Annotated in this window: 19 protein-coding genes; 10 read left to right on the top strand and 9 right to left on the bottom strand. The window is 43.8% G+C overall.

Features of this window, described 5'->3' with window-relative positions; all coding sequences use genetic code 11:
* Positions 1-1,746: a PQQ-dependent sugar dehydrogenase gene (locus tag BMX50_RS05215; RefSeq protein ID WP_091208730.1), complete on the bottom strand. Its 1,746-nt coding sequence runs from the start codon at positions 1,744-1,746 to the stop codon at positions 1-3.
* A gap of 202 nt (positions 1,747-1,948) precedes the next feature.
* On the opposite strand from BMX50_RS05215, the gene BMX50_RS05210 reads away from it, so the two are divergent.
* Positions 1,949-3,265, top strand: a complete 1,317-nt coding sequence (locus BMX50_RS05210; RefSeq protein WP_091208726.1) for an amino acid permease — start codon at positions 1,949-1,951, stop codon at positions 3,263-3,265.
* Positions 3,266-3,270: 5 nt separating this feature from the next.
* Here the strand turns inward: BMX50_RS05210 and acs are convergent, their stop codons facing one another.
* The gene (acs, locus tag BMX50_RS05205; RefSeq protein ID WP_091208724.1) at positions 3,271-5,172 is read right to left on the bottom strand and encodes an acetate--CoA ligase; all 1,902 of its coding nucleotides are present in this window, start codon (positions 5,170-5,172) and stop codon (positions 3,271-3,273) included.
* 616 nt (positions 5,173-5,788) lie between these two features.
* Between acs and rpmB the strand changes: the two genes are divergently transcribed.
* The 6 genes from rpmB to bshC all read left to right on the top strand — a co-directional run bounded on the left by rpmB (position 5,789) and on the right by bshC (position 10,951).
* Complete coding sequence (rpmB, locus tag BMX50_RS05200) at positions 5,789-6,022, top strand: 50S ribosomal protein L28 (RefSeq protein ID WP_022830076.1); 234 nt, start codon at positions 5,789-5,791, stop codon at positions 6,020-6,022.
* 82 nt (positions 6,023-6,104) lie between these two features.
* Positions 6,105-6,287, top strand: a complete 183-nt coding sequence (gene rpmG, locus BMX50_RS05195) for a 50S ribosomal protein L33 (protein ID WP_022830075.1) — start codon at positions 6,105-6,107, stop codon at positions 6,285-6,287.
* Between the two features lie 95 nt (positions 6,288-6,382).
* Entirely contained in the window at positions 6,383-6,547 is a 165-nt protein-coding gene (locus BMX50_RS05190; RefSeq protein WP_022830074.1) for a DUF4295 domain-containing protein, read from the top strand.
* Between the two features lie 195 nt (positions 6,548-6,742).
* A complete protein-coding gene (gene ftsY, locus BMX50_RS05185) occupies positions 6,743-7,708 on the top strand; it encodes a signal recognition particle-docking protein FtsY (RefSeq protein ID WP_091208722.1) in 966 nt (321 codons plus the stop codon).
* Between the two features lie 108 nt (positions 7,709-7,816).
* Complete coding sequence (rimO, locus tag BMX50_RS05180) at positions 7,817-9,151, top strand: 30S ribosomal protein S12 methylthiotransferase RimO (protein ID WP_091208719.1); 1,335 nt, start codon at positions 7,817-7,819, stop codon at positions 9,149-9,151.
* 132 nt (positions 9,152-9,283) lie between these two features.
* Complete coding sequence (gene bshC, locus BMX50_RS05175) at positions 9,284-10,951, top strand: bacillithiol biosynthesis cysteine-adding enzyme BshC (protein ID WP_317040865.1); 1,668 nt, start codon at positions 9,284-9,286, stop codon at positions 10,949-10,951.
* Between the two features lie 262 nt (positions 10,952-11,213).
* Here the strand turns inward: bshC and BMX50_RS05170 are convergent, their stop codons facing one another.
* The 4 genes from BMX50_RS05170 to BMX50_RS05155 form a co-directional block, all read right to left on the bottom strand.
* Positions 11,214-11,531, bottom strand: coding sequence for a 2Fe-2S iron-sulfur cluster-binding protein (locus tag BMX50_RS05170; protein WP_091208717.1), 318 nt, complete (start codon positions 11,529-11,531; stop codon positions 11,214-11,216).
* Between the two features lie 2 nt (positions 11,532-11,533).
* Positions 11,534-12,544, bottom strand: a complete 1,011-nt coding sequence (locus tag BMX50_RS05165; RefSeq protein ID WP_091208714.1) for an NAD(P)/FAD-dependent oxidoreductase — start codon at positions 12,542-12,544, stop codon at positions 11,534-11,536.
* A gap of 77 nt (positions 12,545-12,621) precedes the next feature.
* Positions 12,622-13,521, bottom strand: coding sequence for a LysR substrate-binding domain-containing protein (locus tag BMX50_RS05160; protein WP_244280867.1), 900 nt, complete (start codon positions 13,519-13,521; stop codon positions 12,622-12,624).
* Between the two features lie 165 nt (positions 13,522-13,686).
* Complete coding sequence (locus BMX50_RS05155) at positions 13,687-14,058, bottom strand: hypothetical protein (protein WP_091208711.1); 372 nt, start codon at positions 14,056-14,058, stop codon at positions 13,687-13,689.
* Between the two features lie 167 nt (positions 14,059-14,225).
* Here BMX50_RS05155 and BMX50_RS05150 point away from each other — a divergent pair, with 167 nt between their 5' ends.
* Complete coding sequence (locus tag BMX50_RS05150) at positions 14,226-16,163, top strand: DUF1800 domain-containing protein (protein WP_091208708.1); 1,938 nt, start codon at positions 14,226-14,228, stop codon at positions 16,161-16,163.
* Between the two features lie 18 nt (positions 16,164-16,181).
* On the top strand, positions 16,182-17,453 hold the full coding sequence (locus BMX50_RS05145; RefSeq protein WP_091208706.1) for a DUF1501 domain-containing protein: 1,272 nt from the start codon (positions 16,182-16,184) through the stop codon (positions 17,451-17,453).
* Between the two features lie 191 nt (positions 17,454-17,644).
* Here BMX50_RS05145 and BMX50_RS05140 read toward each other — a convergent pair whose 3' ends face one another.
* Positions 17,645-20,218, bottom strand: a complete 2,574-nt coding sequence (locus BMX50_RS05140; RefSeq protein WP_091210325.1) for a TonB-dependent receptor — start codon at positions 20,216-20,218, stop codon at positions 17,645-17,647.
* A gap of 252 nt (positions 20,219-20,470) precedes the next feature.
* Between BMX50_RS05140 and BMX50_RS05135 the strand changes: the two genes are divergently transcribed.
* Entirely contained in the window at positions 20,471-20,971 is a 501-nt protein-coding gene (locus BMX50_RS05135) for an RICIN domain-containing protein (RefSeq protein WP_091210324.1), read from the top strand.
* 137 nt (positions 20,972-21,108) lie between these two features.
* Here the strand turns inward: BMX50_RS05135 and BMX50_RS05130 are convergent, their stop codons facing one another.
* Positions 21,109-21,501: an HIT family protein gene (locus BMX50_RS05130; protein ID WP_091208703.1), complete on the bottom strand. Its 393-nt coding sequence runs from the start codon at positions 21,499-21,501 to the stop codon at positions 21,109-21,111.
* Between the two features lie 114 nt (positions 21,502-21,615).
* Positions 21,616-22,089, bottom strand: a complete 474-nt coding sequence (gene greA, locus BMX50_RS05125; RefSeq protein ID WP_091208700.1) for a transcription elongation factor GreA — start codon at positions 22,087-22,089, stop codon at positions 21,616-21,618.
* Positions 22,090-22,110 lie beyond the last annotated feature (21 nt).

The raw sequence follows: 22,110 nt of genomic DNA, 5'->3' as shown, positions 1-22,110 counted from the left end.
TTATTTCTCCGCCCTTATCTTTTTAACTTCAGCTGCGGTAACCAAACTACTGTTATTGCCAAAATTGTTACGGATATAGGTGAGCACAGCTGCAATATCGGCGTCACTTAAAAAGTTATGCTTGGGCATGGCACTGTTGTAAGGGTGGTTCTTTACCTTGATAGGCCCCTCCAACCCGTTTAATACTACCCTTATAGCCAAATCTTTTTCCATATACTTGCCTCCGGTAACCCATTCCGAGCCGCTGAGCGGAGGGATCATATTACCATCGCCGCGGCCATTTTTTTGGTGGCAGTTGGTGCAGTAAGTATTATAAATTTTAGCGCCGCCTTTTAGCATGCCGGTTTGGAGGTCGCTCTTTAGAACATCGGGTAGCCGGAAGGCGGGAAGTTTTTTGCGCAATTCCATTTTGGCAAGATCTGCCTTGCCGAACCCGGATTTACCACCGGTATAGGAGATTTTCCAGATCTTCCCTTCTTCTGTTTCGCTGATGTACAATGAACCATCCGGCCCCATGGCCAGGCCCATAGGCCGGTAAACAGCATCGCTTACACTTACTACTGTGCTTTTACCGGTAAAGCCGTCGGCAAAGATTTCCCACTGGCTGGCGGGCTTTCCGTGCTTAAACGGCACAAAGCACACAAAAAAGCCAGCCTGTGGATAGGGAGACCTATTGGTTGAACCGTGAAAGGCAATAAAAGCTCCGTTTTTGTATCTGGCAGGAAACTGATTGCCAGTGTAAAAGAACAGATCATTAGGAGCCCAGTGAGCCGGGAAAGCCATAATCGGTTGAGCATATTTAGCGCCGTTTCCTACTTTTATACCATTGCCGCCGTATTCGGGGTTTAGCAGTTTTTTCTTTTTAATAGGATCGTAATAATAATAAGGCCAGCCTGCATCGGTACCTTTTTTTACTTTAATAAACTCTTCTGCAGGCAGCACCGCGCTTTGCCAGGCACTGAATATTTTAGGGAATTGCAAACGCAAATCATCGCGGCCGTGCGCAACAACATACAGGCAACTATCGGCAGTATTCCAGTCCATCGCAACCACACTGCGCATTCCGGTAGCATAGCGGATACCATCTGCCTGTACCTGGTTGGGTTTGGCCTCGTCAAACTGCCAAATGCCTCCGTATTGCTTTAATAATGGGCAGCCCTTGATCCCCTTTGAACCAGGAACCCTGTTTTGCTCCTGGCAGGCATTTGACGGGGCACCGAAAGCCACATACATGTGCCCTGCATTGTCAAAAGCCAAAGGCTTGGCATCATGTTCATGAGGAGCGGCAGCATCATGCAAAATCAATTCGAGCGGACCATCTGGCACAAGCGATTTAGGATTTAGTTTGGTACGATAAACGTTTGCCTCGGAGCTAAAATACAGGTAGCCTTTATGCACTCTCATGCCCGTGCCATAGGGACCTTTATCCTCATAATCGGCAAATTTTTTGATGATATCCGCCCGGCCATCGCCATTGGTATCGCGCAGGGCAACATTACCGCCTATCGAATCAGGGAAGCGGAGTTTTACGTATACATCGCCATTGGTGTTTACTGCAATATGCCTTGCCCTGCCTTCCAGGCTATCAACAACCACTACAGCTTTAAATTTGCCGGGCAGGAACAAGCCGCCATTAGTAGTGTCCTTAACCGGCGGCATGATTCTTTTACCTGCGTTTTTAAAACTGATAATAAACAGCGCGCATAGCACCAGCATCACGCCGGTCACAGTTTTTTTGTTTTTCATTTTTGAGACGAACAAGGTATGCAAATGCAGAACCGCTTTTTAAAAAGCAATAACCTGCTATAAAAGCAATTTTGCAGGTAAATGTTTAGATAAGATCTTATTTTTTATCGAAAAGTTAGCTATAGCCACATAAAATTGAAGTGGAGGAGGCTTCGTTATATTTCTCCGGAAAAATCCTATCTTTTCAGCAAAACGAAAATCTATGCCCGAAACCATTCCCGAGAAAAACAAATTAGGCCTGTGGACCAGCACCTCACTGGTGATTGGCAATATGATTGGTGCTGGTATTTTCCTGATGCCGGCGGCTATGGCTTCATTCGGGAGCATTGGTTTATTGGGATGGGTGTTTTCGGCAATAGGGTCGTTCTTTTTGGCCCGGGTTTTCAGTAACCTGAGCAAATTGCTGCCTCATGCCACCGGAGGCCCCTACGCCTATACCCGCGATGGCCTAGGAGATTTTATTGGTTTTTTAGTGGCCTGGGGGTATTACCTTGCGGTGGCCTGCGCAAATGCCGCTATCACTATATCATTTGTTAGTGCGTTGAGCACCTTTTTTCCGGTACTGGGCAGCAGTAGTATCATTGCTGTAACCACCGGTTTATGTTCGATATGGTTATTAGCTTATATCAATACGCTGGGCGTTGTTGCAGGCGGTAAACTGCAACTGGTTACTACTATTTTAAAAGTGTTACCATTGTTACTTGTGGCTGTAGGTGGCCTGTTTTTTATTAAGGTGGCCAATTTTACACCTTTTAACGCAAGTGGCAGTAGCATAGTAAGCGCTTTGCAGGCGACAGCCACCATGACTATGTTTGCCTTTATTGGCATTGAAAGCGCTACCGTGCCAGCGGGCAGTGTGGCTAATCCCGAAAAAACGGTAGCCAGGGCAACTATGCTGGGGCTGCTTATTACAACGTTTGTTTATATACTGGGCAGTGTAAGTGTTATCGGTATTATTCCGGCGGCGCAATTGCAAAAATCACTTACGCCTTATGCTGATACCGCGGTGATCATTTATGGCAGCAGTGCCCGTTACTGGGTAAGTGCGGGTATTGCTATCGCAGCTTTCGGTTCGCTTAACGGGTGGACGTTGCTACAGGGGCAGGTTCCTTATGCAATTTCAAAAGATAAACTCTTCCCGCCTATATTCAGCCGCACCAATAAAAAAGGTGTTCCTTATATGGGTATCATCATTAGCAGTGTAATGGTATCGTTGTTCATGACCATGAATTATACCAAAGGTTTGGTGGCTCAGTTTAAATTCCTGCTGCTGCTTTCGTTGTTGAGTGTCTTGATCCCTTATTTGTTATCCGCGGCGGCTTATCTCGTTATCCGGGTGCGGAAAACGCCACAGGCAGGCGGCTGGGCCGGAGCTGTGGCGTTGGCTGTAATGGCTTTTGGCTACGCGCTTTGGGCCATTGCGGGAGCTGGGCAAGAAGCAGTATATTATGGCTTCTTACTGCTTCTTGCCGGCATCCCGTTTTATGTTTGGGCCGCATTCAGAAAGAACGCGAATTAGTTTTTTTATAATGCTCCTGCTTTAATCTCGTCCACAACTGATGGATCGAGCAGGGTGCTGGTATCACCAAGGTTTGAAGTATCGCCTTCGGCTATCTTGCGCAAAATACGGCGCATGATCTTGCCCGAACGTGTTTTTGGCAAACCTGTTACAAACTGAATTTTATCCGGTTTGGCAATCGGGCCTATAATACGCGATACTGTCATGATGATATCCTTGCGGGTGATTTCTTCATCGCCATGTTTATCCGGACTAACCACATAGGCGTAAACACCCTGCCCTTTAATATCATGCGGATAACCAACCACTGCCGATTCAACAACACTGCTGTGCATGTTAATGGCGTTCTCCACTTCGGCAGTGCCGATACGATGACCAGATACGTTTAATACATCATCTACCCTGCCGGTAATGCGGTAATAACCATCTTCATCGCGCAAGCAGCCATCGCCGGTAAAATACATGTTTTCGTAAGTAGCAAAGTAAGTGGTGCGACAGCGTTCATGATCGCCATAAGTGGTGCGCAGCATACCCGGCCACGGGAATTTGATACAAAGGTTGCCGCTTACGCCGTTGCCTTCAATTACTTTGCCGTTTTCATCAACCAAAACAGGCTGTACGCCTGGCAGGGGTAAGGTAGCATAACCTGGCTTTGTAGGGGTAATGCCTGCAATTGGCGAGATCATGATACCGCCGTTTTCGGTTTGCCACCAGGTATCAACAATTGGGCAGCGGTTTTTACCGATGTTATCGTCAAACCAGTGCCATGCTTCCTCATTGATAGGCTCACCTACCGAGCCTAGTTTTTTAAGCGAGCTTAGATCTTTATTATTCACGTTGTCCAGTCCGAAGCTCATTAACGAGCGGATGGCGGTTGGCGCAGTATATAATATGTTTACTTTAAACTTATCAACAATCTCCCAAAAACGACCGCAATCAGGATAAGTTGGGATACCTTCAAACATCAGTGTAGTAGCTCCTTGAGAAAGCGGGCCATATACTATATAGGAGTGCCCGGTGATCCAGCCGATATCTGCAGTACAAAAATAAACCTCGCCCTGGTTGTATTGGAATACATTGGCAAAGGTATAGCCGGCATAAACCATGTAACCACCACAGGTATGTACCACGCCTTTAGGTTTACCGGTTGAGCCCGATGTGTACAGGATAAACAGCATATCCTCGGCATCCATAACCTCGGCAGGGCAGCTTGGGTTACCTTGTGTTTCCACTTTTTTGATCTCATCTTCCCACCAAACATCGCGGCCTTTGATCATGGACACCGGCGTGCGGCTGCGGGTAAGTACAATCACTTTCTTAACCGAACGGCATTGTACCAAAGCATCATCAATAACAGTTTTAAGCGGTACTTCTTTATTGCCGCGTTTACCGCCGTCGCAAGTGATCACGATATTACACTCGGCATCGTTGATCCTGTCGGCAATTGATTGGGCCGAAAAGCCGCCAAATACCACCGAGTGAATAGCACCAATGCGGGCACATGCCAAAACAGCAATAGCCAGCTCCGGGATCATAGGCATATAGATACAAATACGATCGCCTTTTTTAGCACCGTTATTTTTAAGTACGTTGGCAAACTGGCATACCTTATCATGAAGCTGGCGGTACGTTAATATGCGGTGGTCTTCTTCAGGGTCGTTTGGCTCCCAGATGATTGCTGGTTTATCGCCAAGAGTTTCCAGATGGCGGTCGAGGCAGTTTTCGGTAATGTTGAGTTTTGCCCCCTGGAACCATTTGATCTTAGGCTCCTTAAAGTTCCAGTCTAATATAGTGTCCCACTTTTTTTGCCATAAAAAATTATCGGCAATGCCGGCCCAGAACTGTTCGGGCTGCTCAACACTTTGCTGGTAAACTTTTTTGTACTCTTCAAATGATGTAATTTTCATCGGTTGGTTGTTTGGTTGGTTGATGAGGCTGTTACGCGCTTAAATTGTTTGTTTCTGTTTAGCTTATAACGTTTTCATACTGGTTTAAATGGTGGGCGTAATTTAATAATTTATGTGTGATGTATAAACTAAAATCGCTACTTTTTAAATTTTTTTAAGAAGTAATTATTGGACGAATGGCGACTTTAGATTTTGGTATAGTTTATTAGGTTAAGCCTGTAGTTGGTGTTATCACCGTACCACATGATTTAAAAGGAGTGTTACCAAATGAAAAAATTGCCGTATGCAAAAATGGTGCTGTGATAACACCGATCATAGGCTCAAAAATGGAAAACCCGCAGCGTGCGATGGATTTTGTCTGAACTCGAATTAAACGAATTAAAGAATTTATGGAATTTGTTTAGCATTCTGTCAATTCACTAAATTCCATAAATTCGGGTTCAGACAATAGCAAACACAAGAAAAAATAACCTGTTATTAACTAATTAGATAAGTGTCTGGCATCATCGAAAATCTTTTTTGAAAAATTTTTAAATCACTGTTGAATATTTGATTTAAAAGTCTGATATTTGCAAACTCTTTTTGGATAAAGGGTTGATAATTAAAAATATTTGTCATGTCAAGAATTTGTGATCTAACAGGAAAAGGATCTATCGTAGGTAACAACGTTTCAAACTCAAACGTTAAAACAAAACGCAGGTTTCATCCTAACTTGAAACTTAAAAAGTTTTATATTCCTGAAGAAGATAAATGGATTACCTTAAAGGTATCTACTTCTGCTGTGAAAACTATCAGCAAAAACGGTATTACCGCCTGCATTAATAAATTTGTTAAAAAAGGCTACATTTAGTAGTTGGCTTTCAAGTTTAGCAGTATAATAAAATTGAAAAATTACGTAAGCCGTGAGGTGACACGTACAACATAAAAATAAAATGGCAAAAAAAGGCAACAGGGTTCAGGTGATTTTAGAGTGCACCGAACACAAAACAAGCGGTATGCCAGGCATGTCTCGCTATATCACCACTAAGAACAAGAAAAACACTACCGAAAGATTAGAGTTGAAAAAATTCAACCCTGTTTTACGTAAAGTAACTGTTCACAAAGAGATAAAATAATTGGTTGATGAAGTTGATTGGTTGATTAGGTTAACATGCTAACAACAATTAACTTGCTAATTAAATCATTCACTAATTCAAAAAATTAACAAGAAATGGCAAAGAAAGTAGTTGCAACCCTGAAAGTAGCAGGTAAAGGCAAAGAATATTCAAAAGTGATCACCATGAATAAATCACCTAAAACTGGTGCTTATTCATTCAAAACCCAAATTGTCCCTAACGATTTAGTTAAGGATGCAATTGCTGGTAAAACTATATAATCACTCTTTGATTAAAATATTAAAGCCGTCTTGTTTTTACGAGAGGGCTTTTTTTGTTATGTCAGAACCAGAATTAAACGAATTAATAGAATTGTCAGAATAAAACAATTCTGGCCGCAAATTCTTAGAATTCTATAAATTCGGGGTTCAGACAACAATCTGCACATCTGTAATCTAAAATCCGCACATCGTAATATGGGATTATTTGATTTTTTTAAGAAAAAGGAAAATACGCAGCAGGATCAGCAGGCGCTTGACACCGGTTTGGAAAAAACCAAGGATAACTTTTTTTCAAAGATCACCAAAGCCATCGCCGGTAAATCAACCGTTGATGATGATGTGCTTGATGATTTGGAAGAAGTATTGGTTACATCAGACGTTGGCGTAAGCACCACCCTCAAGATCATTGACAGGATCCAGGCCCGCGTTGCCCGCGATAAATACGTAAGCACCAACGAGCTGAACACCCTGCTAAAGGATGAGATTCAGCAGTTACTTGCCGAAAACAACAGTAACGACTTCCGCAATTTTGAATATGGTGATCATAAGCCATACGTAATCATGGTTGTTGGTGTTAATGGCGTGGGCAAAACCACTACCATTGGCAAGCTGGCTCACAAATTAAAACAGGCCGGTAACCAGGTAGTTTTAGGTGCTGCCGATACCTTCCGTGCTGCCGCGGTTGACCAGATCAAGCTTTGGGGTGAGCGTGTTGGCGTAAAAGTTGTTGCCCAGGCCATGGGATCAGATCCGGCTTCGGTTGCTTATGATACCCTGCGTTCGGCAGTGGCCAACGGCGATGATGTAGCTATTATAGATACTGCCGGCCGTTTGCACAATAAAGTTGGTTTAATGAACGAGCTAACCAAGATCAAGAACGTGATGCAAAAGGTGATTCCCGGAGCTCCGCACGAGATTTTGCTGGTGCTTGATGCCTCAACCGGTCAAAACGCCATTGAGCAATGCAAGCAGTTTACCGAGGCTACTAATGTAAACGCCTTAGCACTTACTAAATTAGATGGTACAGCTAAAGGCGGCGTGGTAATTGGTATATCAGATCAGTTCAAGATCCCGGTGAAATATATAGGTGTAGGCGAAGGTATGGATCACTTACAGCTGTTTGACAGGCAGGCGTTTGTGGATTCGCTATTTAAACAATAAAGACATAAAAAACGCGTCATTGCGAGGTAGGAAGCAATCCCCGATAAGCAGAGCCACTCTGTATAGTTTGGGATTGCTTCCTACGTCGCAATGACGATTTTATAGAGTATGAGGACGAAAGAGTTAGATAAGCCCCAAAAGATAGCCAAACCCCGTGTAAACGTGGTTACGTTAGGCTGTTCAAAGAATATTTACGATTCGGAAATATTGATGGGCCAGTTGAAGGGCAACCAGTTTGATGTGGTGCATGAGGCCGAGAAAGTAGGCAAAAATGATATTATAGTAATTAATACCTGTGGCTTTATTGATAATGCCAAACAGGAATCAATAGATACTATTCTGCAATACAGCGAGCTTAAGGAGCAGGGCAAGGTAGGCAAAGTGATTGTAACCGGTTGTCTGAGCGAGCGCTACAAACCAGAGCTTGAAGCCGAGATCACTAATGTTGATGCCTACTTTGGCACCAATGATCTGCAAAACCTGTTGGCGACCGTAGGCGCTAATTACAAGCACGAGCTGATAGGCGAGCGTTTGCTTACTACCCCATCGCATTTTGCTTATTTTAAAATTGCTGAGGGTTGTAACCGGCCATGTTCGTTTTGCGCTATCCCGTTGATGCGGGGTAAGCACCTGAGTTCGCCGATTGAACAATTGGTTGAGGATGCAAAGAAGCTTGCTAAAAACGGTACAAAAGAATTGATCCTGATTGCGCAGGATTTGACCTATTACGGCCTTGACCTGTATGGTAAACGTAACCTGGATGAGTTACTTCGTCGTTTATCTGATGTGAACGGTATTGAATGGATCAGGTTGCAGTATGCTTATCCTTCAGGTTTCCCGATGGAGATACTGGATGTGATGAATGAGCGCGAAAACATCTGCAAGTACCTGGATATGCCATTGCAGCACATTACCGATAATATGCTGAAATCAATGCGCCGTGGTATCACCAAGCAAAAAACCATTGATATCGTTAATGAGATCCGCGACCGCGTTCCGGGCATTGCCATGCGTACCACGCTGATTACCGGTTACCCGGGCGAAACCCAGCAGGACTTTGAAGAGATGGCTCAATGGGTTGAAGATACCAAGTTTGACCGTCTGGGTTGTTTCACTTACTCGCACGAGGAAAAAACCCACGCCCATAGTTTGGTTGATGACGTACCTGAAGAAGTTAAACAGGAACGTGCCGATGCTATTATGGAAATTCAGCAGGGCATCTCTTTCGATAAAAACCAGGAAAAGATAGGCAATACTTATAAAGTGCTGATTGACAAAAAAGATGGCGGTTACTTTGTTGGCCGTACCGAATTTGATTCGCCGGAGGTTGATAACGAAGTTTTGATTGACGCCAGTATTGATTATGCTACCGTTGGCAGCTTTGTTAACGTGAAGATAGACAGCGCCGAGGACTTTGACCTTTATGGACAAATTGTAAAATAATGCTAATTTGCAGTCGGCTGTAAAGCGATTTGCGATTTATAATCTAATTTCGACATCAGCATTTAATTTTATTTGCTGATGTTTTGTTTTAGGGCAAATCTGAAACCGAACATCTCAAACGGCGAAGCCTTCTTGAACACCTTAGAAAGCAAGTCAAAAAGTGAAAAATCCGAAATCAACGAAATGGACGCATCCTGTATAAGTTATAAAGACACCGGTTTTTTTTCAAACACAGTTGCCGAATACATCGACAATAAACCCGAACTACAACCTTTTTATGGTTACCGCCCTGATATGGCCGGTTTTGCCCAATTTTTGAAAAATAAAAAGGTTGTTGCAGATCGTGAAGTTTTGGTACGTGTTTTAACTAAGCAGTACGAATGTTTAGGTAAAGAGCCCGGTAAATTATGCACTTATTCAACCGCGCTCACAGCCCAAAACCTGGAGCTGTTAAAGCAGAATAATACTTATACCATTACAACCGGGCACCAGCTAAATATCTTCGCAGGTCCGTTATATTTCCTTTATAAAATTGCTACAGCCATTAAACTGGCGCAGCAATTAAAAGCCGCTCATCCCGATAAAAACTTTGTGCCTGTTTACTGGATGGCCAGCGAAGACCATGATTTTGCCGAGATCAATTACACCAACATTGGCGGTAAAAAAGTGCATTGGTGGTACGAGGCTTCGGGAGCAACCGGTCGTATAGACCCGGTGAGTATTCGTCAGGCGCTTAACCAGTACAAAGGCGTTTTGGGCATGGAAGGCCACGCGACCGATCTTGCCGAAATTGTTGAAACGGCCTACACCAAATTTGATAAGCTTGCCGACGCTACAAGGTACCTTGTTAATTCACTTTTCGGTCAATACGGCCTCGTTATTATCGATGCTGATGACCATGAGTTTAAAAAAGAGTTCGCGCCAATTATTGAGCAGGATATCATCGGTCAGCATAGTTTTAAAAACATCAGCGAAACCAATCAAAAGCTGCATGAGCTTGGTGTGCATATCCAGGTTAATCCGAGGGAGATCAATTTCTTTTACCTGAAAGATCAACTGCGCGAAAGGATAGTTTTTGAGAATAACAGCTACAACGTCCTTAATACTGAAATTAAGTTTTCCGAAGCTGAACTTAAAGAGGAGATAGCCGAATACCCCGAGCGCTTTAGCCCTAACGTAGTGATGCGCCCATTGTACCAGGAATGCATTTTACCTAACATCGCCTACATCGGTGGCGGCGCAGAGGTGGTTTACTGGCTGGAACTGAAATCTAACTTTGATCATTATAAAATTGATTTCCCGATCCTGATTCTCCGTAACTCGGCATTAGTGATCAAAAAAGAACAGGCTGCCAAAATATCCCGCATGGATTTGGATGCCCTGGCTTTATTTAAACAAAGCGATGCCCTGCAAACCTACTGGATCAAAAAACATAGCGACCATAACCTGAGCATTGCCGAAGAATGGCGCGAAATGGAAAGCCTGTTCGAGAAAATAAAGCTTCGCGCTTACAAGATCGATCCTACACTTTCTCCATCAGCCGCGGCTGTACAGGCCCGGTTGAAAAAAGCGATGGATAACCTGGAAAAGAAACTGATCCGTGCCGAAAAAAGAAATTATAGTGTACGCTTAGAGCAGCTAACCGCCGTTAAAGCCGAGCTGTTCCCGAAAGATAGCCTGCAGGAACGTTCTGAAAACTTTGGCCTGATGTATGTAAAATGGGGACAAACTTTTATTGATGAACTGATTCGTCTGTTTGAGCCGCTTGATTTTAAGTTTACGGTGCTGACGGAGAAGTAGGAGATATCTCCATCATGACATAATAAAAGTTCGTCATGTTGAACTTGTTTCAACACCTCACTCGCTAAGCAACCTTGCTGAGCAAATAGGTGATCTGTCCTGTGGGGTGCTGAAACAAGTTCAGCATGACGGGCCTATACCCCGCTCAAAACAATAAAACCCCGCTGCCGGAAAGAAAAATAGTAAACCGGCAACAGGGCTCGCACACAAAACACAAGGATTTTTAAACCCGACCTAAGAATTCAACTCAAGACTTGAGATTTTACTCTTCCCCCACCAGCTTAAATACCATCCCATCCATATCCTCATTGATCCTGATCTGGCAGGCCAGGCGACTTGCAGGTGGGGCGTAAGGTAGCGTATCCAACACATCCAGTTCGGTATCTGTAGCGGTAAAATATGCTTCAGGCCCCTCTATTACCTGTACATGGCAGGTGGCACAAAGCGCCATGCCGCCGCAAGTGGCCAGGATGTCATATTCAGATGCTTTCAGCACTTCCATGAGGCTCAGGTTTATGCCTTCCGGAATTTCGACGGGCCTGCTGCCGCCGTCGCGGTCAATTATGGTTAAATTTATCATGGCTAAAAAGCGCTTACACCGTAAACGGTGGTATATTTAAAACTTAGTTTTTGCTCGGGGTAAACATATTTGAAAGCGCTCTGCGCCATCAACGCCCCCTCGTGGAAGCCGCACAATATCAGCTTAAGTTTACCCGGGTAGGTGTTGATATCGCCAATGGCATAGATCCGTTCAATGTTGGTGCTGTAATCAGTTGTATTTACTGCGATGGCCGATCTGTCAATATTTAGCCCCCAATCCGCAATGGGGCCAAGTTTAGGACTAAGGCCAAATAACGGAATGAGATGATCTGCTTCAATATGGCTAACCTGCTGGTCGCGGTCAAGCAAGGTGATCTCGCGCAGGCGGTCATCGCCTGTTAAGGCAACCACATTTGATTTAAGGATCAAATCGATTTTTCCTTCCCTGGCCAGTTCAAATACTTTTTCAGCGCTATCCGGCGCCCCGCGGAAGGTATCTCCCCTGTGAACAAGCGTAACCCGTTCGGCTACATTGCTCAGGAAAACTGCCCAATCTAACGCGGAATCTCCTCCGCCAGCCAATACTATTTTTTTATCGCGGAAATGTTCGGGGTTTTTCACCATATAGGCTACGCCTTTACCTTCAAAATCTGTAAGGCGGTCAATTTCCGGCTTGCGGGGCTCAAAGCAGCCAAGTCCGCCGGCAATTACTACCACCTGGCAATGCACAACGGTACCATCGTTGGTGATGATATTATAGGAACCATCTTCATTGCGCTGCAGGTTTTCAACCCGTTCGCCTAAACTGAAAGTTGGGTGAAACGGCGCTATTTGCAACATCAGGTTATCTACCAATTGCTGTGCAGTAACATCGGGATAGCCGGGGATATCATATATCGGTTTATGCGGATAGATTTCAGAAAGCTGACCGCCAACCTGCGGCAGTACGTCAATAAGATGACAGCGCATTTTAAGCAGCCCGGCTTCAAAAACAGCAAATAAACCAACAGGCCCGGCGCCTATAATACAGATATCGGTAGTAATATATTCCATGTGTGATTGCCTTTTGTTCAGCAATCAAATTTGGAACTAAACTCGTTGGTAATCAAATGATATAAAGTAATATGAGATTACTTTAAGTTATAGTTGACGAGGCAAAAACGTTTAAAAAGCTCAATTAGCTTGCTGTGTTTTCCGTGCAGCTGGATGAATTGAAAAGTACGGAAAATCTCCAACCCTTTAACATCAATAATGCTGAGCTCGTTGTATTTCAATTCGCTTACTACCGATTGGATGGAGAGGAATGTAGCTGTTTCTGAGTATAAAAGGTATTGTTTTATGGCAATGCTGCTCTCCAGTTGAATCTCAATATTAAGATCTTTAGGGTTGATCTGTACCGCTGCCAAAGCATTGAAAATAACATCCAGTGTACCCGACCCGGCTTCCCTTAATACCAGCGGAATAGAAGGTAGTTGCTTGGGCGTGATCTCGGCCTTTTTGGATAACTTATTGTTAGCGCTGGTTACCAATACAATCTCATCTTTAATAAAATCTGTATAGGATAATTGAGGCGAATGGGCAGCGCCTTCCACAATAGCAATGTCAATCTTTTCGGCCAAAACCAGTTGTGTGATCTGATCGGTATTGGCCTGGATAAAGTTGAAGGTGACTTTTGGGTATGTTTTTTTAAACATAGCCAGCAGCTTGGGCAAAATAGTTTGAGCTACCGTGGTACTTGCGCCTATGTGCAGTGTACCGGCTTCTAAGTTGTTAAGCTGAGCCAGTTCGGTTTCGAGCTCGGTATAAGTTTGGAAAATCTTTTCGGCATATTTCTCCAAAATTTTACCGGCCGGGGTGAGGGCTATATTATTGCCATTGCGTTTAAATAATTGCACACTGAGCTGCTGCTCCAGTTCTTTGATATGTTTGGTAACAGCAGGTTGGGTAATAAATAACTCGGATGCAGCTTTAGTAAAGCTCAAGCGCTGTGCAACCGTATAAAAAACCTTTAGCCTGAAATCAAATATCATTGAGCCAATTTAGGAATAAATAGTTAAGAACACTTGTATTCAATATGTCAATACTGGGAGTACTAAGCAATCAAAGCCAGAAAACAAGAAAGCGGGATACTGTCCCGCTTTTTAAAATAGTTTGAAAGGATCAAGGCAATCCCTTAATCCCGAAAATCAGGGTTCTTATTGAGCCGCTTTTTTTACCGCATCTTTTTTAGCTTTCTTTTCGGCTTTCATATCAGCGTAAGCCTTTTTCTGCTCCGGTGTAAATATCTTGTCGAGTTTTTCAGCTGCCTGTTTTTTGATCTTCTGATCGGCCAGGTGACTTGTTTTTTTATCTTGTTTTAATTTTTTCAGGCTATCAATGCTTGTAGCCTGGGCCAGTAAAACCGCATTTACTTTTTTGGTTTGATCGGCAGTGAGTTTCAGATGTTTTTGCAGATGCTCGGTTTTATTGCCGGCTTTTTGAGCAGGTGTTTTTTCAACTTTTTGTTGTGCGCTTGCAGTGAAGCTCAGGCCACCGGCCAGGGCCAGCATCATCAGTATTTTTTTCATGGTTCGTTATTTTTTCAGATAATTTAAAGCTATTGACAATATAGCTGGGTTTTAGTTTAAATAACTAAGCAATTAACTTTGTTTTACAATTAAATTAAACCAAGCGGCCTTTTTATGGTCATACTGTAGCATATAAGTTAAATCTTTTAATTAATAACCCGGATATAATGAAAAAGGCTGTTAAGTACTGGTGTGGCTTTGTTTTGTTGTTGTGTGTTTTTACCGTACTTTCTGCCTTTTTGCCGGGCTACCCTGCAAATCCCGATTTAAAATTTCCTTATAAAAAAGCAGGCTTAACCCCCGAACAGGCGGCTGCTCATTTACTAAGCCGTTTCACATACGGTGCTACACCCGGCGAAGTAGAAGAAGTAGTTAAAATTGGCCCTGAAAAATGGTTCGCCGCTCAACTGAATGTCCAAATGCGTGATGATTCCTTAAATCAGCTTCTGGATAAATACGATGCGCTGAGGCTTAGCAATGCCGAAGTTGTTGCGCAATACCCCAAAGGTGGCCAGGTTTTACGAATGGCCGTAAAGGATGGTGTGGTTAACAAAGATTCGGTAAAAACTGATAGAAAAGCCTATCGCGATCAGCTGCAAAACTATATGCAGCAAAATGGCTTGAAACCCGAGCAGGAGTTATTGCGCCAATTCATCAATCAAAAAATATTAAGGGCTGCTTACAGTAATAACCAGTTGCAGGAAGTGATGACCAGTTTCTGGTTTAACCATTTCAACGTGTCCGTTGTTAAAAATGATTGCTCTCAATTTATCCCGGCTTATGAGCGGGATGTGATCCGTCCTAATGCTTTGGGGAAATTTAATGACCTGTTACTGGCCACTGCCAAATCGCCGGCTATGCTATATTACCTGGATAATTTCAGCAGTTCGGGCAATAACGATAACATGCAGCAAGGTAATCAGCCTCCTCGTCGGCGTTTAGTACTGCAAATGCAAAATGCGGATACAAGCCGTGTGGCTAATATGCCCAAACTAAAGGCAAAAAAAGCCCAGGGACTTAATGAAAATTACGCCCGAGAAGTAATGGAACTGCATACCCTCGGGGTAGATGGTGGCTATACCCAGCAGGATGTTACCCAGGCAGCAAGAGTACTTACTGGTTGGTCTGTTTACCCGATGGGCGCTTATGGTAATGCCGGTCAAAAGTTAATGAACCGCCTTGGTGATGATAAATTGCAAAGCCGTGGTTTTGTTCATGAAGGCGATTTTCTGTTTAATCCCAACAGGCATGATAATGGTGAAAAAACGGTTTTAGGTCATCGTTTTGCTGCTGGCGGCGGTTACGATGAAGGGGTACAGCTGCTTACTATGCTGGCCCATCAGCAAGCTACGGCAAAGTTTATATCAAAGAAACTGGCTATCCGTTTTGTGAGCGACAACCCTCCGCAATCGCTTATTGATAAAATGGCCCGCACTTTTATAAATAAAGACGGAGATATTAAACAAGTATTGATCACCATGGTTGATGCGCCTGAATTTTGGAGTGCGGCGGCGGTGAGGGAAAAAACAAAATCGCCGTTTGAGCTTGCCATAGGTTCGGTGCGTGCACTGCATGCCGGTGTTAACCAGCCTTACCAGCTGTTTAACTGGATCAATAAAATGGGCGAAAAGATTTATTACTACCAGGCCCCAACAGGCTTTCCTGATAAGGGCCAGTACTGGATCAATACCGGTGCGCTGCTCAACCGGATGAATTTTGGTTTGGCCCTGGCATCGGGGAGGATCCCCGGTGTAAAGGTTGATCTGGCGGCGCTTAATAATCATCACGAACCCGAAAGCGCCCAGGCGGCGCTTACCACCTATAGTAAATTGATATTGCCCGGGCGTCCGCTTGATGAAACCATCAAACGGCTTACCCCTATGCTTAATGATCCCAAACTGATGGAAAAGGTTGACGAAGCCAGTGCCAAAACTCCTGCTGCAACTATGGCGCCCGCTAATGACGGAATGATGGAACAACAAGCGGGCTTAAAAGGCAAGCGAAAAAATAATTTTATAGCGATGCAAGCCACAACTGGCAATAATTCAATGCTGGCACAGGTGGTTGGAGTAATTATTGGTTCGCCCGAGTATCAGAGGCGTTAACAGCAGGAGGATTTAAAAATGGTATCAAGAAGAGGATTTTTAAAATCGGGCGGACTGGCCCTTTTAGGCGTAGGTTTGCTGGGCGGTATTCCAGGCTTTTTGGCGGAGGCTGCTGCAAGCGAAAAGATCTTATCGCCCTATAAAAAGAAAAAAACGCTTGTGTGCATTTTCCAGCGCGGTGCTATGGATGGCCTCATGGCGGTTACCCCTTTTACCGATGACTATTTGAAAGCCGCCCGGCCAAACCTGTTTATGTCGGCAGCAAGAAGTGGTGCAGGTAATCCGCTGATTGATCTGGATGGCCGTTTTGGTCTGCATCCTGCCATGAAAGCCTTTGAACCTATGTTTCGTGAAAAAAGATTAGGGATAGTGCATGGTATTGGTTCGCCCAATAATACCCGGTCGCATTTTGATGCCCAGGATTACATGGAATCGGGTACACCATTTAATAAAGGTACATCAAGCGGCTGGCTTAACCGTGCTGTAGGATTACTTGGCCATGATGCGCTTACGCCTTTTACTGCTGTGAGCATGACCTCGGCCATGCCACGTTCTTTTTATGGCGATAACCCTTCTGTAGCCATCAGTAACCTGCAGGATTTTGCTATCCAGATGCGTGGTAATCCTACAGGAGCCAACATGGCGGCCAAAAGCTTTGAAGACCTCTATGATCAAACCGCATCCGGTCTGCTGAAACAAACCGGGAAGGAAAGCTTTGAAGCCATGAAGATGCTGCAGAAAACCGACATTAAAAACTATGCACCAGCCAACGGTGCCGTTTACCCTAATTCGGCATTGGGCAATTCGTTAAAACAAATAGCCCAGCTTATTAAAATGGATGTAGGCCTTGAGGTAGCTTTTGCCGAATCAAACGGATGGGATACCCACTTTAACCAGGGTACCGAGAACGGCATCTTTGCCCGTAACGTTGCCGACTTAAGCAATAGCATGATGGCGCTGTGGACAGACCTCGGAACTTATCAGGATGATGTTACCGTAATGACTATGACCGAATTTGGCCGTACCGTTCATCAAAACGGAACCGGCGGTACAGATCATGGCCGCGCCTCCTGCAACTTTATTTTAGGCAATGATGTAAACGGTGGTTTAGTTTATGGCGATGTAAAACCATTAGCTATCGAGAACCTTGAAGATGGCCGCGACCTTGCTGTAACCACCGATTTCAGGAGCGTGTTCAGCGCTGTTGCCGATAAGCACCTCGAGATAAATAATGATCACATACTTTTCCCGGATTGGAAAGGGGACAGGGTGAATGTGATGAGGGGATAAAATAATTGTAATTCTGCCGCGGGTTTAGCGATAGCGTAACCCGTGGTTAAACATAGCTGAAGTTTCCAACTTCAGCGCCAAAATGAGACGGACTTGTAGTTCAAGTACTTGAAAGCAGGCCAGAATTATACTCTTAAAGACTTACGAAGTTTTCAAAACTTCGTAAGTCTGAAACAAAAGGAAACAAACAATTACTTAATGGTATAAGTAAGCGTTGTATAATAAAAGCCACCAATTGAGGGGCCTCCTAAAAAGGAGTTGTAATATTTATTGGTGAGGTTGCTGGCACCCAGTTTTACATTAAGTTTTGTTTTCAGGAAATCATAGTTAACCTGCGCGTCAATGGTACCATAGTGGTCTACATTGCCATTTACTAAAAACGATTGCCAGTAATAGCCACTTTGCCACTTATAGGTTACATTAAACCCTAAGTTACCAGCCACATGGTTACCACCGAAAGAGAAATTAGTGATCCATTGCGGTGTGTTGAAACCATCTTCAAGCGCGTCCTCATTGGTTGTGCGCTGCAACTTAGCATACGACGCATTGCCCGATAATTGCAGGTTGGCTGGCAAGTGATAGGTAAGCCCAATGCTGCCGCCAATATTGGTAACCTTGCTTTGCGAATTGGTCCATACGCGGTAGCGGGCCTGTTTAGTTTTATCATTCAAATAGTAAGGGATCGAATCGGCTTTTTGGGTATTGGGTACATTGATCTCTACCTGGGCAATAAAGTGATCATATTTGTTGTAGTAAAAATCGGCATCGGCACTCAGCCTTCCTTCAAAAAATAACGCCTTGTATCCCGCTTCAAATGAATTGATATGTTCTGGTTGCAAATAGGTATAAGGGCTCTTTTTTAATAATCCTTTTTCCTTTTCGATAGCTGCGTTTGTTGAAATCCCCTGGTTAAAATCATTTTTAACGGCTGTTTGGAAAGCATCAATTGAAGTCCGCAGATAGGAATTTTCAAAAATGCCGTTTGATACCACGCGTAAACCTCCAATGCGTTTAACCCCGCCGCTGTTTACGTTTGAAAAAGCTTCGAAAATACTCGGGAACCGGTAGCCACTTTGAAATGATACCCGGATATTATGCTCAACAACCGGCGAAAACACCAATGTAAAACGAGGGTTCAGCTTTAGGTCAAAGTAATCGTTCCTGTCGCCGCGCAGGGTGGCCGATAGTTTAAGTTTATTGTCCCAAAGCTCTTTTGAGGCTTGTATAAAACCGCCCGTTTTGCTGTAATCTAAATTACTGAACTCCTTGCCGGGCACATAGTTAATGAAGTAATTGCCATCGGGATGAATGATATAAGTACGATGGTCAAATCCGGCAAGCAGATCCAGCCCGGTTTGTTTGATAAAATCTTTTGAAATGGCTTTTGAAATATCTGCCTGGCCTTCTATGTGAAACAGATCGTCTTTAACACGCAGGGCCGAACCCACATCCCAGTTATTAATATCGGCAAGTTTGTTAAGGGTGGCATTAAAGGCGGGCGTTCCGGGTTGATATCTGCCTGCATCGGCAAACTGGCGGGCTTGATTAAGGGCTTGCTGCACATTGGCCCCTGCCGAGGTGGCATTATTAAAACCTTTGGTAAAATCGGCATACCAGTCGTTGTCACTTTTAAAGTTGCGGTCTATGTTTTCGCCGGCAGAACGCAGATTGTATGATTTGCCGGTATTTTCGATAGTAAGGTAAGTACGCACCTGGAAAATATCATTCTTTAACTCCAGCGCGTGCTGCTGCAAGGTATAGCCCTTAAGCCTGAAACGGTTGGCCCGCTGATAAATATTATCCAGGTCGCCAAAACGGAAGGTATAGGTAAGCTGCGTGTTGGCATTGAATTTATAAGCCAATGCTGCATCCAGCTTTACATTGTGCAGCCCGTAGCTGGTAAGGTCTTTTTCGGCATATCCCGTGCGGGCAACAGAATACTGTTTACCGCCGAGAGTGATGGTTTTTCTGTCGGATGATTCATTGCCATAGCCGTTTATAGGGTCATAGGCGGGGTTTTGCGGCCCGCCCGGAATGCCCAGTTTAGCATTGGCCGCGGCGTTTTGGTCGGTTGTGTTGTCGGCTATCCAATCGTAACCAGTGGTATAAGTGCCATTCAGTTTAAATGCGAATTTAGGCGAAAGTACCTGCGCTATCCTGAAACTTGTTTCTGAAAAGCCTTTTACTCCCGTTTCTTTATCGCCTACGTGGTTGATACCCGTTTTTTGTTGAATGGTAATACCTGGCGAGGTAAAAGGATCTTTGGTAATAAAATTTGCAAGTCCGTTTATCGCGTTCAGGCCGTAAAGTGCAGATGCGGTACCGGGGATGATCTCTACGCTTTCAATATCAAGATCGCTTGGCCCCAATGCGTTGCCTATAGGGGCTCCTAAATGCGGGGCCTGGTTATCAACTCCATCAACCAACTGGGTAAAGCGCACATTGGTGGTGTTGGCAAAGCCGCGGGTGTTAATGATCCTGAAGCCAAGACTGGGGGTAACAAGCTGCACGCCTTTTACATTTTCAAGGGCATCAAAAAATGACGGTGCTGCCGAAAGTTTGAATGCTGATGCCCTGATCTTTTCGATACTTACCGGCGAGCGTAAAATACTCTCGCTGATGCGGGATGCGGAGACAACTACTTCCTGTAGTTGCTTCTTTTTAATGGCCGTTGTATCGGCCTGAGTTTTCCTGAGCGTGTCTTGCGCTTTAGCGGCTAAGCACGTGCCTGATAGTGATAAAATTAAAAGTAGTTTTTTGTTCATGTGGTTTTTTAGGTTGCGACCCTTAAAGTGAAATGTAAAAATAACGTTATGTTTTATAAAATATATCGATGATGGCAAAATTGGAATTTTCATAGTTTATGCCGTGGTTAAGATTTTGGCGTGTTAGTCGGTTTTATCGCTAAAACCTTACACGCAATTTGCCTGCTTTGATACGTATTGACGAAAAACTGAACTGATTTGTATAACAGCTGTTTATGCTTTGTATATAAATTTGTTAAAACCGATATACCTATGAAAAGATTTGCCTTTTTGTTATGTTTTCTGTTGCCTGGTCTTGCCGTTTCGGCCCAGCAAATTAAAGGGACTTATGCTATTAAAAATGAGCAAACCGGTATGCTGTTACGGGTTAAAGACGCGCAATCGGCCAATGGTACCCAGCTGGTAGCCTATTACCCCGAAAACTGGAAATGCATGACCTGGGATTTTCAGCATGTGGAGGGTAATACTTATAAACTGAAAAACCTTTTCACCAGCAAAACCTTTCAACCCGTGGCCGAAGCCAATGCCGGAATCGCTTTGGAAGAACAACCACTTAATGCAGATAATGCTAATCAGCAATACGAGTTTGAGCCGATAGATAAAGATACTTTCCTGATTAAACTAAAAGGTACTGATCTGTACCTTACCCCATCCGACAAAAAGGGTAGCGTCAATTCAAAGATCATCCTCGCTAAAAAGACTAATACTAAAGATCAATACTGGGATATCTACTTGCAATCGCCTACTATGTAATATATTAGAAGAGATTAAATTTGGTTGTAAGTTCTTGGATTGATTATCAGCTTACTTAGCCAAAAAAAGAAAAACGCTGCATCGTTATATTTGATGCAGCGTTTATAGTGTTATAATGTAAAAAGCTCTTTCTCTGCTTAGCCAATGGCCTGCCTGATCTTTTCGGCAGTGGCATTGAATTGCTCGGGTGTGAATTTTTGTTTTGGGGCCGAAAAGTTAATGCTGCTCATTCCATTCATCGGGATAAGGTGGATATGTGCATGAGGAACATCAAGTCCCATCACAGCTACACCAACCCTGGGGCACGGAACAGCTTCTTTTAAGGCAACAGCTACTTTTTTGGCGAATAGCTGCAAACCGGTATAAGTATCATCATCCAGATCAAAGAGATAATCAACTTCCTTTTTGGGGATCACCAGCACGTGACCTTCTGTAAGCGGAAAAATATCTAAAAAGGCCAAAAAATCATCGTTCTCGGCCACTTTATAAGCCGGGATTTCGCCTGCAACTATTTTTGAAAAGATGGTCATTGGTAGTGAGTGGTTGATTGTGTTGATTGGGTGAGTGGTTGGATTTGTTTAGATAATTGATTAGGTGAACGATTGGTTATAACCTCTTAACCATTCACCTAATCACTTAACCAATTACCTGCTTATTTCCAGGATCTCAAATTCAATTTTACCTGCAGGTACGGTGATCTCGGTTTTTTCACCAACTTTTTTACCAAGCAGGCCTTTAGCTATCGGCGATGCTACAGAGATTTTGCCGGTTTTTAAATCGGCTTCACTTTCTGATACCAGCTGATAGCTCATGGTAGCACCATTTTTAAGGTTCTTGATTTTAACAACAGATAGTGCCAGCACTTTTGATGTATCTATTTTTGATTCATCAAGCAGGCGGGCATTTGCCAATGTTTCCTGTAACTGAGCTATTTTAGCCTCATGTAAACCCTGGGCTTCTTTAGCAGCATCGTATTCGGCATTTTCCGAAAGATCGCCTTTGTCACGTGCTTCAGCGATTGCTCTTGATATATCGGCACGGCCGGTTGTTTTTAATCTTTGTAGTTCTTCTTTTAATTTCTCTAAACCATCTTTGGTATAGTATGATACCTCTGCCATAACGCAAAAATTAATTAATAT

Source organism: Mucilaginibacter gossypiicola, from assembly GCF_900110105.1.
Lineage (GTDB): Bacteria > Bacteroidota > Bacteroidia > Sphingobacteriales > Sphingobacteriaceae > Mucilaginibacter > Mucilaginibacter gossypiicola.
Note: the sequence above shows the minus strand (reverse complement) of the source record. Positions and strands in the feature narration are given on the sequence as shown.

Bases quoted from the DNA above. Each gene is read 5' to 3' on its own strand.
- BMX50_RS05215 (WP_091208730.1), bottom strand. From the start codon at position 1,746: ATGAAAAACAAAAAAACTGTGACCGGCGTGATGCTGGTGCTATGCGCG.
- BMX50_RS05210 (WP_091208726.1), top strand. From the start codon at position 1,949: ATGCCCGAAACCATTCCCGAGAAAAACAAATTAGGCCTGTGGACCAGC.
- acs (WP_091208724.1), bottom strand. From the start codon at position 5,172: ATGAAAATTACATCATTTGAAGAGTACAAAAAAGTTTACCAGCAAAGT.
- rpmB (WP_022830076.1), top strand. From the start codon at position 5,789: ATGTCAAGAATTTGTGATCTAACAGGAAAAGGATCTATCGTAGGTAAC.
- rpmG (WP_022830075.1), top strand. From the start codon at position 6,105: ATGGCAAAAAAAGGCAACAGGGTTCAGGTGATTTTAGAGTGCACCGAA.
- BMX50_RS05190 (WP_022830074.1), top strand. From the start codon at position 6,383: ATGGCAAAGAAAGTAGTTGCAACCCTGAAAGTAGCAGGTAAAGGCAAA.
- ftsY (WP_091208722.1), top strand. From the start codon at position 6,743: ATGGGATTATTTGATTTTTTTAAGAAAAAGGAAAATACGCAGCAGGAT.
- rimO (WP_091208719.1), top strand. From the start codon at position 7,817: ATGAGGACGAAAGAGTTAGATAAGCCCCAAAAGATAGCCAAACCCCGT.
- BMX50_RS05170 (WP_091208717.1), bottom strand. From the start codon at position 11,531: ATGATAAATTTAACCATAATTGACCGCGACGGCGGCAGCAGGCCCGTC.
- BMX50_RS05165 (WP_091208714.1), bottom strand. From the start codon at position 12,544: ATGGAATATATTACTACCGATATCTGTATTATAGGCGCCGGGCCTGTT.
- BMX50_RS05160 (WP_244280867.1), bottom strand. From the start codon at position 13,521: ATGATATTTGATTTCAGGCTAAAGGTTTTTTATACGGTTGCACAGCGC.
- BMX50_RS05155 (WP_091208711.1), bottom strand. From the start codon at position 14,058: ATGAAAAAAATACTGATGATGCTGGCCCTGGCCGGTGGCCTGAGCTTC.
- BMX50_RS05150 (WP_091208708.1), top strand. From the start codon at position 14,226: ATGAAAAAGGCTGTTAAGTACTGGTGTGGCTTTGTTTTGTTGTTGTGT.
- BMX50_RS05145 (WP_091208706.1), top strand. From the start codon at position 16,182: ATGGTATCAAGAAGAGGATTTTTAAAATCGGGCGGACTGGCCCTTTTA.
- BMX50_RS05140 (WP_091210325.1), bottom strand. From the start codon at position 20,218: ATGAACAAAAAACTACTTTTAATTTTATCACTATCAGGCACGTGCTTA.
- BMX50_RS05135 (WP_091210324.1), top strand. From the start codon at position 20,471: ATGAAAAGATTTGCCTTTTTGTTATGTTTTCTGTTGCCTGGTCTTGCC.
- BMX50_RS05130 (WP_091208703.1), bottom strand. From the start codon at position 21,501: ATGACCATCTTTTCAAAAATAGTTGCAGGCGAAATCCCGGCTTATAAA.
- greA (WP_091208700.1), bottom strand. From the start codon at position 22,089: ATGGCAGAGGTATCATACTATACCAAAGATGGTTTAGAGAAATTAAAA.